We start from the raw sequence: 13490 nt of genomic DNA, 5'->3' as shown, positions 1-13490 counted from the left end.
GCCGGCTGCTCGCGAGCAGCAGCGTGCCTGCAGCCCCCCCCCCCCGCTTCAGCGCCCCCGCTCGCGCTGGGCGCCGAGGTAGGTATCGATCACGCGCGGGTCGCTCGCCAGCGCCGTGGCCGGGCCGTCAAGCACCAGCTCGCCGGTCTCCATGACATAGCCGTGGTCGGCCACCTGGAGCGCCGCCCGGGCGTTCTGCTCCACCAGCAGGATGGTCACGCCGCTGGCGCGCAGCCGCTCGATGGTGCTGAAGATGTCCCGCACGATGAGGGGTGCGAGCCCCAGGCTCGGCTCGTCGAGCATCAGCAGGGTGGGGCGCGACATCAGCGCCCGGCCCACGGCGAGCATCTGGCGCTCGCCGCCCGAGAGCGTGCCGGCGGGCTGCGTGCGGCGCTCCTGCAGACGCCCGAACAACGCATACACCGTCTCCAGCTGCCCGCGCCATTGCCGGTTGCTCAGGCGCAGCTGGCGCCACGCGCCCAGCAGCAGGTTGTCTTCGACACTCATCGAGCCGAACAGCTCGCGCCGCTCCGGCACCAGCGCGATCCCGCGCATCACGCGTTCCTCGAGCGTGAGCGTGCCGATGTCTTCGCCCTGGTATTCGATGCGCCCGCGCGACGGCAGCACGCCCATCAGGGCGTTCAGCAGCGTGGACTTGCCGGCGCCGTTGGGGCCGATCACCGTCGCCACGCTGCCGCGGCCAGCCGCCAGGGAGACGCCGTGCAGCACCTCGGCGCGGCCGTAGCCGGCGTGCAGATCGACGACGCGCAGCAGCGCCTCGCCGGAGGGTGCCGGCGCGCCGCGGGGTGTGGTGGAGGCGTCCATGTCCATCAATGCTCCGTGCCCAGGTAGGCGGCGCGCACCGCGGGGCTTTGCTGCACGTCCTCGGGCGTGCCCTCCATCAGGCGCGTGCCGAATTCCATCACCACCATGCGGTCGCACACCTGCATGACCAGGTCCATGTCGTGCTCGACCAGCAGGATGCTCATGCCCTCGCCGCGCAGCTGGCGCAGCACCGCCGCGAGCGCCTGCTTTTCCTTGTGGCGCAGCCCGGCAGCGGGCTCGTCGAGCAGCAGCAGGGCCGGGTCGCCGCACAGCGCGCGGGCGATTTCCAGCAGCCGCTGCGGACCCATCGCGAGGTTGCCGGCCAGCTCGTGCATCTGCTCGCCCATGCCGACGCGCCGCAGCTGCCGCGCGGCTTCGGCCAGCAGTCGATGCTCCTCGCGGCGGTCCAGGCGCAGCATGGCCGAGACGGCGCCGGCACGCCCGCGCAGGTGGGCGCCGAGCGCGACGTTCTCCAGCACGGTCATGTCCGGGATCATCTTGACGTGCTGGAACGAGCGCGAGATGCCGCGTTGGGCGATCTGGCGGGAGCGCAGGCCGCTGATGGTCTCGCCGCGAAAGCGCACGGCGCCGCCACTGAGCGCGAGCACGCCGGTGATCAGGTTGAAGGTGGTCGATTTGCCGGCGCCGTTGGGGCCGATGAGGCCCATGATCTCGCCGGCGCGCAGCGCGAAGCTCACGTCGTTCACCGCCACCAGCCCGCCGAAGGTCTTGCGCACCTGATCGACCTGCAGCACCACTTCGCCGGGCACCGGCCGCTCGCGTGCCCCGAGCGGCGCGGCTGCTTCGTGCAGATCCTTTCCCTTGGCGGCGGCCCGCGCAGGCCGCCAGCGCTCCACCAGCGACCACAGGCCGTCGGGCAGGTACTTGAGCACCAGCACCAGCATCACGCCGAAGACGATGATCTCGAAGCTGCCGCTGGTGCCCAGCAGCCGCGGCAGCAGCACCTGCAGCTGGTCTTCCATGAGCTTGGTGAGCAGCGCGCCCGTGATGGCGCCCCAGATGTAGCCGGCCCCGCCCAGTACGGCCATGAAGAGGTATTCGATGCCCATCTTCAGCCCGAAGGGCGAGGGATTCACCGTGCGCTGGAAGTGCGCGAACAGCCAGCCCGAGATGCAGGCGAGCAGGGCCGCGATGAGGAAGATGCCGATCTTGTAGCGCAGCGTGCTCACGCCCATCGACTCGGCCATCTGCGAGCCGGTGCGCAGCGCGCGGATGGCCCGGCCGGTGCGCGAGTCGAGCAGGTTCAGCAGGGCGAACGCCGCCAGCAGCACCAGCAGCCACAGGAACACGAAGAAGGGCTTGCCGCGGCTGATGTCCCACTCGCCGAGGGTCAGCGCGGGCACGCCCAGCAGCCCGTCGTACTTGCCGAGCGCGTCCATGTTGCCGAGGAGGTAGTAGAGCGCCAGTCCCCAGGCGATGGTCGCGAGCGGCAGGTAGTGGCCCGACATGCGCAGCGTGATCCAGCCGAGCACCAGCGCACTGGCGGCCGTGATGGCCAGCCCCACCCACACGGTGAGCCAGGGCGACAGCCCAGTGTTGAGCGTGAGCCAGGCGGTGGTGTAGGCGCCGATGCCGACGAAGGCGGCCTGCCCGAAGGAGGTGAGGCCGCCGATGCCGGTCAGCAGCACCAGCCCCAGCGTCACCAGGCTGTAGAGGCCGATGTAATTGAGCTGGGTGAACCAGAACTCCGGCAGCGGCAGCAGCGCCACCAGCGGCACGAGCGCGAGCAGCGCGAGGCGTTGGACGAGCACGCTGCGCATTTCAGTGCTCCTCGTCCGCATGGCCGCCTGCGATCGACCGCCACAGCAGGACCGGCAGGATCAGCGTGAAGACGATCACCTCCTTGAAGGCGCTGGCCCAGAACGAGGCGAAGGCCTCGACCAGCCCGACGAACAGCGCGCCGACGGCCGCCACCGGGTAGCTCGCAAGCCCGCCGATCACCGCGGCGACGAAGCCCTTGAGTCCGATCAGGAAGCCCGAGTCGTAGAAGATGGTCGTGGTCGGCCCGATCAGCAGACCCGAGAGCGCGCCGATCAGGGCCGCCATCGCGAGCGTGAGGCGGCCCGCGGCGTGCGACGAGATGCCCATCAGCCGCGCGCCAAGCCGGTTGATGGCCGTCGCGCGCAGCGCCTTGCCGTACACGCTGCGCTCGAAAAACAGCCACAGCAGCAGCATCAGCGCCGCCGAGGCCGCGACGATGATGACGGCCTGGCCGTTGAGGGTGAGCATGCCGGCCGAGACGCGTTCGTCCCAGAACGGTGGGTTGCGGAAGCCTTCGGCGCCGAAGAACAGCAGCGCGAGTCCGGTCATCGCGAAATGCACGCCGACCGACACGATCAGCAGCACCAGCGTGCTGGCATCGGCCAGCGACTGGTAGGCCACGCGATAGACCAGCGGCCCGAACGAGGCCACCAGCCCCAGCGTGAGCACCGCCTGCACGACCATGGGGAAGCGCTGCGGCGCGGCCCAGGCGGTGAGCAGGGCCAGCGCCACCGGAAGGGCCACCATCCGCAGCGTGGAGACCAGCGCCGCGCGCAGCCCGCGGCCCTGGCGCAGGGTGTCGAACAGCTCCATGACCGCCGCCAGCGCCGCGAGGCACAGCAGCAGCCACACGGTGCCGGGCACGCGTCCGGCCTGCAGCAGCGCCAGCGTGAGCGCGCCGTAGGCGACGAACTCGCCCTGCGGCACGAAGATGATCCGGGTGACGGCGAAGACGAGCACCGTCGCCAGGCCGAGCAGCGCGTAGATCGCGCCGTTGGTGATGCCGTCCACCACCAGAATGCTCGCGATCATGAGGTCCATCGCGCGGGGCCTTTCCTGTTCTTCGTAGTCGTAGTTGTTGTCGTCACGCCGAATTCCTGTCGTGCCGCGGCACCGCCCGCGGCGCCGCGCATGCGAAACGGCGGCAGTCCCCGCCCGGGACTGCCGCCGCCCGCCCGCGCGGCGGAGATGCGCCTGCTTCCGCGCTTACTTCTCGACCTGCCAGTCGCCGTTGACCACCTTCACGATCACGCCCGAATCGTTGGTGTAGCCCCAGTGGTCGTCCTTGGTCCAGTTCATCACGCCGTGCGCGAAGGTCGTCTTGCCCATGCCCTCGATCGCGTCGCGCAGTGCGGCGCGAAACTCGGGGGTGCCCGGCTTGGCTTTCTTCAGCGCCACCGGCACGGTCTTCTCCAGCACGATCAGCGCGTCGTAGCCGTGGCCGGCGAACTGGTTGCGGCTGCCGGCGCCGTAGGCCTTCTCGTACTTCTGCACGAAGTCGGTGGCGCGCTGCTTGGAGGGGTGGCTCTCGGGCAGCTGCTCGGGCGCGATCACGGGGCCGGACACGACGAAGGAGCCCTCGACGTCCTTGCCGCCCACGCGCATCAGGTCGCGCGTGGCCGCGGCGTGGGTCTGGTAGATCTTGCCCTTGTAGCCGCGCTCGACCACCGCCTTGTGCGGCATTGCGGCGCCGCTGCCCGAGGCGACCAGCAGCATGGCGTCGGGATTGGCCGACACCAGCTTCAGCGCCTGGCCGGTAACGCTGGTGTCGGTGCGGGCAAAGCGCTCGGCGGCCACCACCTTGATGCCCTGCTGCTCGGCCACCTTCTTGAAATCGTTGAGCCAGCCTTCGCCGTAGGCGTCGGTGTAGCCGAGGAAGCCGACGGTCTTGACGCCCTGCTTCTTCATGTGCTCGACCACCGCGTGGGCCATGACCGCGTTGGACTGCGGCAGGCGGAAGCTCCAGGTGTCCTTGCCGGGCGGCAGCTGCGCGGGGGAGGCCATGAGCTGCGTCGTCTTGCTCTCCGCGGCGACGTCGGCCATGGCGATGGCGACCGGCGTGGCGGCCGAGCCGATGATCAGATCGACCTTCTCGTCGGTGACGAAGCGGCGGGCGTTACGCACCCCGTTGGTGGGATCGGTGGCGTCGTCCAGCACGATCAGGCGCACCTTTTCGCCGGCGATGGTGTCGGGCCAGAGCTTGAACTGGTTGGCCATGGGAATGCCCAGACCCGAGGCGGGGCCGGTCAGGGGCAGGCTCACGCCGATGGTGATCTCGGCCAGCGCGGCCGCCGAAGCGGACAGTGCCGCCGCGGCCACCAGGATCTTCTTGAGGAAGGGTTTCATGCAGGTCTCCTTTGCAGTTGGAAGGCGAGGGGGTGGGCTTCGGGGGGAAAGCGGTGCGGCGGACCGGACGATCGTCGTGCTGCGGGTCGGGCCGGTGCGTCAGGCGGGGAAGACGACGCCATCGCCGCCGGCGTACAGCGCGGCAACCGCGTCGGCGCGGCGGTGCAGCACCGCGCGCTGGTTGATGTAGCCCTTGTCGGTGATCTCGCCCGCGTCGGCGCTGGGGGGCTCGGACAGCACCAGCGCGCGCGCCGGGCACTGCGAGGAGCCGCCGCCTTCGGCCCGCAGCGCGGCCAGCACCGCGGCCACGCGCGCGGCCAGAACCGCAGGCTCCAGCGCCGCAGCTGCGGCGCTCGGAAAGATCAGCACGCCGACTTCGTCGCGGTCGTGGCCGGTGACCACCACGTCCTGCGCGAGCGGCGCGAGGCCAGACACCACCTTCACGCGCAGCGTGCCTGCCGACACCCAGGTGCCGGTGCTGAGCTTGAAGTCCTCGGCCACCCGGCCGTTGAACACCACGCCACGTTCGGGATGCTCGGGATCGGCCGGGAAACCGGCGTCGCCGATGGCGTAGTAGCCCTCTTCGTCGAAGGCGGACCGGGTGAGCTCGGGCGCGTCGCGGTAACCCGGGAACACGCTCACGCCGCGCACGCGCATCTCGAGCTTCTCGCCGTTGGGCACGAACTTCAGTTCCATTCCGGGCAGCGGCAGCCCTATCACGCCCGGGCCGTCCAGGCGCCAGTGCGCGCTAGTGACCGCCGGCGAGGTCTCGGTGGCACCCCAGGAGGTGGTGAGCCACACGTCCTCGCCGCGCGCCTTGCGGGCGACGGCCTGCAGGCGCTCCCAGGTCGAGGGCGCGAGCGCCGCGCCGGCATAGAAGACCACGCGCAGCCGCGCGAACACGCGCAGCGCGAGCGCGTCGTCGGCCTCGAGCAGCGGCAGGGCCAGGTCGAAGCCGCGCGGCACGTTGAACCACAGCGTGGGCTGCATCTCGGCCAGGTTGCGCACGGTCTTCTCGACCAGGCCGGGCGCGGGGCGGCCTTCGTCGATCACCAGGGTGCCGCCGTTGCGCAGCACCATGTGCAGGTTGTGGTTCGCTCCGAAGGTATGGCTCCAGGGCAGCCAGTCCACCAGCAGCGGCTTCTCGTGTTCGAGGAAGGGCCAGACCTGCGCCATCATCTGCTGGTTGGCGCACAGCATGCGGTGGGTGTTGATCACCACCTTGGGGTGACCGGTCGAGCCGGAGGTGAGCAGGTACTTGGCATGCGTGTCCGGCGTGATCGCCTCGAAGGCGGTGCGCACCTCGACGGACTCGGCCTGCTCCAGCAGCCGCGAATAGGGCAGCGCCTGCGCCACCGACTCGGCGCCACGGCTGAACACCACGGGCGCCGCGACCCCGCTTGCGGCGATCGCCGGCCCGTAGACAGCCGCATCCGAGGCATACAGCAAGCCCGGGCGCAGCGCCTGCAGGATGGCGCGGATCTTGTCGTGGCTCGTGCTCAGCCGGCAATAGGCGCTGGAGACGGTGCAGGCCGGAATGCCCACATGCATCGCCGCGAGCAGCAGCAGCAGGTGATCCAGCGAGTTGTCCGACAGCACCACCACCGGGGCCTGCGGCGCCAGCCGCAGCGCAAGCAGGCCCTGGGCGATGCGGCCCACGCGTTCGCGCGCTTCGCGCCAGCTCAGGCGCACCCACTCGCCGGTCGCGTCGCGTTCGGCGAACGCCAGCGCGTCGGGCGTGTGCCGCGCCCAGTGCTCGAGCCACTCGCCGACGCAGCGCGCGGTGGGGCCCAGCGGCTCGGGCGAGCGCAGCACGAAGCTGCCGCCGGCCCGTTCTTCCACAAGCACGCGCGGCGCGGCGAGTTGACGCGCGTCCGACATCCAGTCCAGCGCCTTCTTCATGTCTCCATACATCCCTGTATGTTGTGTATCGACGCACTGTAGATCGACGGTACGCTCGATTGCTTCAGGGAAAACGCTCACTCCATACACGACTGCATGGTCACGCGCGCTTCCTAGAATCTGCGCCTATGCCCGCCGCACGTCCGATGACCGCCCCCAAGGGCAAGGCCCGCGCCGCCGACGCGCTACCCGCCAAGGCCCAGCTCACGCCCGACCGGTGGATCGACGCGGCCACCGACGTGCTGGTGGACGAGGGCATCGACCACGTGCGCATCGACACGCTGGCGGCCGAGCTCGGCGTCACGCGCGGCAGCTTCTACTGGCATTTCCGCGACCGCGAGGAGCTGCTGCGCAGCGTGCTAGAAGCCTGGCGGGCCCGGGCGACCGAAGACCTCACCGCGCGCCTCGAAGGGGCGCATCGCGACCCACGCGAGCAGCTGCGCGACGTGCTGAGCCTGCCTTTCAGGGGCCGCTCCGCTGCCCGGGCCGCCCGCATCGAGCTGGCCATCCGGGCCTGGGCGCGCCGCGACGAGATGGCGCGCTGGGCGGTGGACGAGGCCGACGCCTCGCGGCTGGCCTACATCGGGCAGCTGTTCTCGTCGCTCGGTTTCGGGCTGGCCGAGGCCCGCTCGCGCGCGGCGCTGCTCTACGGCTTCATCGTCGCCGAGTCGCTGTCGGCCAGCCTGCGCATGCCCGCGCCGCAGCGCGACGCCCGCAACGCGATTGTGGAGCGGCTGCTGGTGCAGGCGCTTGCGTAGAGCCAGCGCGCGTGCGGCGGTTTCCGTCACGGCGTGACAGGTATGCTCGCCCTCTCTTTCGAAATACGCTCCTCGCTCCCTCAGACATGATCCGCGCGACACCATCGCGCGACTTCCGCATGGCCTTCGCATGACCCCACCTCCCACCGAACCCCGCACCGACACGCCACCCGTGCGCCGCTTCAAGGACCCGCACTACCAGCCCGTGGCCGAGACCCTGTCCGAGCTGCGCGAGCGCATCGATGCACTTGATGCGCAGATCGTCGAGCTGCTCGCGCAGCGCGCCGCCTGCGTGCGCGACGCGACCCGCTTCAAGCGCGACGCCTTCCAGGTGCAGGCGCCCGAGCGGCAAGCCCAGGTCTTCGCGCGCGTGCGGCAGCTCGCAGCGGTGCACGAGGGCCTCTTCCCCGGCCTGCCCGACATCGTAGAAGCCAGCTACCGCAGCCTCGTTGCCGGCTTCGTCGCCGCCGAGGGCCAGTTGTTCCACCACACCGAAAGCATCGAACCATGAGCAATCTTCTGTCCCGCCGCACGCTCGTGCGCAGCCTGGCCGCCCTGGGCCTCGCAGCCGGCACCGCCCTGTCCGCCGGCACTGCCGCCGCCCAGCAGGACTGGCCCAGCAAGCCGGTCCGCATCGTCGTGCCCTACGGCCCCGGCTCCTCGCCCGACGTGATCGCGCGCATCGTCGCCGAGCGCCTGTCGCCCCGGCTGGGCCAGCCGGTACTCGTGGAGAACCGCGCCGGCGCCGGCGGCAACAACGGCACCGGCGCGGTGTCCAAGTCCGCGGGCGACGGCTACACCTACGTCATCAGCACCAACGGCCCGCTGGTCTACAACACGGTGCTGTACAAGAACCTGCCGTACGACCCGTTCAAGGACCTGCGGCCGGTGGTGCTGGCCGGCGGCCAGGCCAATGTCTGCACGGTGCGCGCAGATTCGGGCATCGACTCGCTGCGCGAGCTGGTGTCCGCGATGAAGCAGAACCCGGGCAAGTTCAACTTTTCCTCCACCGGCGTCGGCAGCCTGTCGCAGCTCGGCGTGGAACTGCTGAAGGTGAAGACCGACACCTTTGCGGTCCACATCCCCTACGCCTCGTCGCCGCTGGCCGTCATGGCGCTGCTGCAGGGCGACGTGCAGTTCGCCTGCGTGCCGGCGGTGTCGGTGATGCCGCACGTCAAGTCGGGCAAGCTGCGGCCGCTGGCGGTCTCCACCGCCAAGCGCAGCGAGCTCACGCCCGAGATCCCCACCATGAAGGAGGCGGGCCTGCCGGAGATCGAGAACCTCGCATGGATGGCGATCATGGCGCCGGCCAGCACGCCCGATGCGATCGTCTCGCGCATGAACCGCGAGATCAACGCCGTGCTGGCCATGCCTGAAGTCAAGTCCCGCCTGCACAGCCAGTTCATGGAGCCGATCGGCGGCACCCCGCAGGAGCTGCAACGCTTCATGCAGCAGGAGCTGCGCGTGATGACGCCCATCATCAAGCGCACCGGCATCACCATCGAGTAGGGCGGCCGCCATGATCCGCGTGCGCGCGACGCGCACAGGCGCCACGCCGCAGGACGCCGAAGCGGCCCTGGCGCGCCTGGATGCGCACGAGGGCATCTACTTCGGCGTCGATGCCGGCATCGCCGGCCTGCACCCGCTGCAGGCCACGCTCGTGTCGCAGCCCGCGCTGCGGCTTACGCTCTGGGACGACGGCGCCGAGGCCGAGGCGCTCGACGCATTCGGCGCGGCCTTGCTGGGCCAGCCGGCGCTCGCCGGCTGGCGCGCGGCGCTGGGTCGCGGGCGCGCTGGCGCTGGATCGGCCGCCTCGGCGCTCGACTGCGCACGCGGCCTGCTTGCCTGCTTCGAACCTAGCCCGGACCTGCTGCTGCTCGGTGCCCTGCCGTTCGCGGCGCACCGGATGGCCGGCGTGCCGGAGGGCGCCGCCGAACGCCCGCACCTTGCCCCCGGCGGCGAGTTCCTGGGCGTGCTGTACCTGCCCTCGCGCCTGCTGCGGCGCGACGCGCAGGGGCAGTGGCATGCGGTGCAGCTGGCGCTGGACGCACCGGCCGCGCTGCGCGCCGCCGACGCGCCGAACTCGGCGGCCGTCGCGGGCGGCCGAAGCCGCATCGCCATCGAGAGCCGGCTCGCGGCCGACGCCCAGGCCAACGCCAACGCCAACGCCAACGCCGACGCCGACGCCAACGCCAACGCCGACGCCGACGCCGACGCCAACGCCGACGCCAACGCCGACGCCGACGCCAACGCGCCGACCCCGCCCGCAGGTTCATCCCGTGCTGCGTTCCCAAGCGCCGCGCACGATCCTGTGCCGGTCGATGACCACCCGCCGGGTGGCTATGCCGACATGGTCCGGCGCGCGCTCGACGTGCTGCGCAGCCGTCCGCTGGTGTCGCTCACGCTCAGCCAGTCGTACCGGCGCCGGGTGGAGCGCACGCCGTCGCAGGCCTTCGCACGGCTGCGTGCGGCCAATCCGGCGCCGGCCTGCTTCTTTCTGCGCGACCACGCCGGCACGCAGCTGTTCGGCGCCTCGCCGGACCTGCAGCTGGTGCTGCAGGGCGGCGTGGTGCAGGCGCTGCCCGTCTGCGGCACCGTCGCGCGCCGTCCGGGCGCGCAGGGCGAGGCCGCCTCGCTGCGCGAGCTGCTCAACGAAGAAGTCGATGCGGCCGCGCTGGCCGTGTGCAGCGATGCGCTGCGCAACGACCTCGCTCCGCTGTGCGAGCCGGGCAGCCTGCGCCTGCGCGACCGCCGCCGCCCCATGTCGCTGGCCACCGTGGTGCATGCGGTGGATCGCCTCGAGGGCCGGCTGCGCGCCGGTGCCGACGCCTGGGACTGCATCGCGGCGACGGCGGCGCCGGTCATGCTCACCGGCACGCCGCGCGCCGAGGCGCTGCGTGCCATCGCCGAGCTGGAGGCCAGCCCGCGCGGCTGGTACGGCGGCATGGTGGTGCAGGTGGCGAGCGACGGCGACGCGTTGGTCGGCACCATCCTGCGCGCCGCCTGCGTGCGCGGGAGCGTCGCCGAAGTACGAACGGGCGGCGACCTGCTGGCCGATTCGTCGCCGCACCGGGAGGAAGCCGAATCGCGCCTGAAGACGCGTTCGCTGTGGCGCGCGTTCGGGCTGGACGACGATGCGGCCGTCGGCGCGCCGGGAACTCTCGCGGCTTCGCCGGCGCCCTGTGCACCGCAGCCGCTCCCCGCGGCCGTCCGCTTGCTGGACAGCGGCGATCCCTTCGGCGCCGCGCTGCGCGACTGTCTGGGCGGGCTCGGCATCGCGGTGGACGCGCGCGCCGCGCTGACGGTGGTGTGCGGCGAAGCCGCGTTACCTGAGGACGGTGCCGGCCCGCGGGTGGCGCTGGCCGATGCCGCCCTGCGCGCGCTCGCCGCGGCGGGTGCGGCGGTGCAGGGCGGGGTGGCCGAGCACGGGCGCGCGCTCGACTGCGAGGTGCTGGGGGGTGCGCCGCTGCTCGCGGGCTCCCGCTTCGGCGCCGGCCATTACGCCAGCCACCGGCTCGTGCGCAACGAGGTGCCGACCGGCTGGCAGGCCTGGGCCCGGGACGCCGAGGGCAGGCCGGTCGCCCTGGTGCGTGACGGGGAAGCGTGCATCACCTACCGGCCCGATTCGCTGCTGTCCGATGCTGGAGCTCTCGCGCTGTTCGCCGCGGCGTTGCGCCACGCGCAATCGACCCACCCGCGAACCGAGGCGTAGTGCGCCTGGCGGCGCCGCGCTGAGCAGAGCCGAGCCGCGTCGTGCCGCGCGTGCCAGGCCGTACCGCTCCCCGCCGCTGGAGCCACGCCACGCCGTTCCGCGCCTGCGCGCCGACCAGAGCCGTGCCATGCCGTCCCGCGATTCGGAGCCGGCCGCGCCACACGGGCATGCTCCGGCGGCATGGCCGAGTACACGTGCCATCGACCGCGGCCTACCGGCCGCCGGTCCCTTGCCCGTCAAGCCCGGCCATGGGCGCGCGATACCTTGGGTCATCTGCAATCCACAGGAGACCACCATGCCCGTCATTCTCTGGCTGCTCGGCGTGCCGCTCGTCGTGATCGTGCTGCTGATGCTCTTCGGCGTGCTCTGAGCGTGTGTTCACGCCCCTCGCTGCGCGGCGCGCAGCCGAGGGTGCGCGGCCCGTGTGCGCTGACGCGCGGCCGCGACTGTGGACTTCGTCGTCGATCGTTCGGCCCCGCGTTGTCGTACATGCCTTCCGAACGCGAAAAGATGATCGCGGGCGCGCTCTACAGCGCGGTCGATCCCGAGCTCGCGGCGCTGCGCGAACGCGCGCGGCGCCTGTGCGCCCGCATCGGCCGCCTGCCGCCGGACGCGGCGCGCCGGCGCGAACTGCTGCAGGAGCTGTTCGCCCGGGGGGGCGACACCGCGATCGTGGTGCCCCCCTTCCACTGCGACTACGGCAGCCAGATCGAACTCGGTGAGCAGGTGTTCTTCAACTTCAATTGCGTGGTGCTGGACGTGTGCCGCGTCGCGGTGGGTGCTCGCACCCTGATCGGCCCGGCGGTGCAGATCTACACCGCACTGCATCCGCTGGATGCGGTGCAGCGCCGGACGCTGGAGTACGGACGGCCGGTCGAGATCGGCTGCGACGTGTGGATCGGCGGCGGTGCGCTCATCCTGCCGGGCGTGCGGGTGGGTGACCGTGCGGTGATCGGTGCCGGGGCCGTGGTCACGCGCGACGTGCCGCCGGACGTGTTCGCCGCCGGCAACCCCTGCCGGGTGCTGCGCGCGCTTGCCTAGGCCGCCGCAGTCCGCGATGCGCGCCGCGCTCGCGGGCCAGTGCACCGCGCGGTGTTCACTTGCCTTCTTCGGTGCCGATCACCTCGACCTGCTGGCCTAGCGCGTCCTCCACGTACAGCATCTGCGTGCCCACCATCGCCACCACCAGCAGCGGCGACGCGAGCACGGCGCCGAGCGGCCCGAACAGCATCAGGAAGGCGATGGCGGCGACCAGGATCAAGGCCGGTGGCAGCGACACCGCCTTCTGCTCCACCAGGGGCGCCAGTACGTTGCCCTCGAGCTGCTGGATGGCCAGCACCAGGAACAGGGCGTACAGCGTCGTCATGGGATCGACAGTCAGCGCCACCATGAGGATCGGCACCGCCGCCAGGATCGAGCCGAAGAACGGGATGAACTCCAGCAGGCCGGCCACCAGGGCCAGTGGCATCGCCAGCGGCACCCCCACCAGCTGCAGGCCGGCCCAGGTCACCAGCGCAACCACCACCATGACGACGATGCGGGCGCGCAGCCACAGCCACAGCGCCTGCCCGGCCCGGTGCAGCACGTCCTCCATGCGAGGCTGCCTCGACGCGGGGAACAGGCGAACCGCGCCCTTGACGTACAGCCGCGGTTCGATGGCGAGGTACAGCCCCGCGAACACGACGATGACCAGGCCGAGCAGCGCATCGACCACGGTGAACATCAGGCTCGGGATCCTGAGCAGCATGCCGCCCCCTTGCGCGCCTTGCGATGCGGAGTCCAGCAGCGCCCGCCCCCAGGCGGTGTCCGACAGAATGCCGCGCACGCGCTGCGCTCCGGACGTAAGCGCCTCGCCGAGCTCGCTCAGCTGCCCGGCGACGGCTGCGCCTGCCACGCTGACGGCCAGGATCACCAGGGCCAGCAGCGCAACCGCGCAGGCCACCACCGAGCCGCGCATGGGCAGGCGTGTCCAGCGGTGCAGGTGGTGCGCGAGATGGCGCAGGAAGACGCCGAACAGGACGCCCCCGAAGCCGAGCAGCACGGCATACCACACCCGCCAGAGCAGCAGCGCGAGCGCGAGCAGCCCGAGGAAGACGAGGGCGTAGCGGACGGCGACGCGGGCGGGGGGTGGGGTGGTCATGCTCGGCCTTCCTCGAAGCCGGACG

The 13490-nt window shown here is 71.5% G+C and carries 12 protein-coding genes; 6 read left to right on the top strand and 6 right to left on the bottom strand.

Translation table 11 applies throughout. The features are described from left to right. Positions 1-48: 48 nt before the first annotated feature. From WG922_RS02070 to WG922_RS02050, 5 genes are all read right to left on the bottom strand, one after another. Positions 49-825, bottom strand: a complete 777-nt coding sequence (locus tag WG922_RS02070) for an ABC transporter ATP-binding protein (protein ID WP_340280301.1) — start codon at positions 823-825, stop codon at positions 49-51. A gap of 5 nt (positions 826-830) precedes the next feature. Continuing rightward, complete coding sequence (locus tag WG922_RS02065; protein ID WP_340280300.1) at positions 831-2606, bottom strand: branched-chain amino acid ABC transporter ATP-binding protein/permease; 1776 nt, start codon at positions 2604-2606, stop codon at positions 831-833. A gap of 1 nt (position 2607) precedes the next feature. Continuing rightward, positions 2608-3648 (bottom strand): branched-chain amino acid ABC transporter permease, encoded by a 1041-nt coding sequence (locus WG922_RS02060; protein WP_340280298.1) that lies wholly within the window; start codon positions 3646-3648, stop codon positions 2608-2610. A gap of 165 nt (positions 3649-3813) precedes the next feature. Beyond that, the gene (locus WG922_RS02055) at positions 3814-4953 is read right to left on the bottom strand and encodes an ABC transporter substrate-binding protein (RefSeq protein WP_340280297.1); all 1140 of its coding nucleotides are present in this window, start codon (positions 4951-4953) and stop codon (positions 3814-3816) included. Between the two features lie 99 nt (positions 4954-5052). After that, complete coding sequence (locus WG922_RS02050) at positions 5053-6855, bottom strand: feruloyl-CoA synthase (protein WP_340280296.1); 1803 nt, start codon at positions 6853-6855, stop codon at positions 5053-5055. Positions 6856-6983: 128 nt separating this feature from the next. Between WG922_RS02050 and WG922_RS02045 the strand changes: the two genes are divergently transcribed. From WG922_RS02045 to WG922_RS02020, 6 genes are all read left to right on the top strand, one after another. Further along, positions 6984-7613, top strand: a complete 630-nt coding sequence (locus tag WG922_RS02045) for a TetR/AcrR family transcriptional regulator (RefSeq protein WP_340280295.1) — start codon at positions 6984-6986, stop codon at positions 7611-7613. A gap of 130 nt (positions 7614-7743) precedes the next feature. After that, complete coding sequence (locus WG922_RS02040; RefSeq protein WP_340280293.1) at positions 7744-8124, top strand: chorismate mutase; 381 nt, start codon at positions 7744-7746, stop codon at positions 8122-8124. Further along, positions 8121-9122, top strand: coding sequence for a Bug family tripartite tricarboxylate transporter substrate binding protein (locus WG922_RS02035; protein WP_340280291.1), 1002 nt, complete (start codon positions 8121-8123; stop codon positions 9120-9122). The genes WG922_RS02040 and WG922_RS02035 overlap by 4 nt, the downstream gene beginning before the upstream one ends. 10 nt (positions 9123-9132) lie before the next feature. Continuing rightward, positions 9133-11325: a chorismate-binding protein gene (locus tag WG922_RS02030; RefSeq protein ID WP_340280289.1), complete on the top strand. Its 2193-nt coding sequence runs from the start codon at positions 9133-9135 to the stop codon at positions 11323-11325. Between the two features lie 229 nt (positions 11326-11554). Continuing rightward, on the top strand, positions 11555-11695 hold the full coding sequence (locus WG922_RS02025) for a hypothetical protein (protein WP_340280287.1): 141 nt from the start codon (positions 11555-11557) through the stop codon (positions 11693-11695). Positions 11696-11814: 119 nt separating this feature from the next. Beyond that, entirely contained in the window at positions 11815-12366 is a 552-nt protein-coding gene (locus tag WG922_RS02020) for a sugar O-acetyltransferase (protein ID WP_340280285.1), read from the top strand. 55 nt (positions 12367-12421) lie between these two features. On the opposite strand, the gene WG922_RS02015 is transcribed toward WG922_RS02020, so the two are convergent. Next, positions 12422-13465, bottom strand: coding sequence for an AI-2E family transporter (locus WG922_RS02015; RefSeq protein WP_340280283.1), 1044 nt, complete (start codon positions 13463-13465; stop codon positions 12422-12424). Positions 13466-13490: the final 25 nt, after the last annotated feature.

Origin of the sequence: Ramlibacter sp. AN1015 (assembly GCF_037726105.1) — a bacterium.
Classification (GTDB): domain Bacteria; phylum Pseudomonadota; class Gammaproteobacteria; order Burkholderiales; family Burkholderiaceae_C; genus Ramlibacter.
Note: the sequence above shows the minus strand (reverse complement) of the source record. Positions and strands in the feature narration are given on the sequence as shown.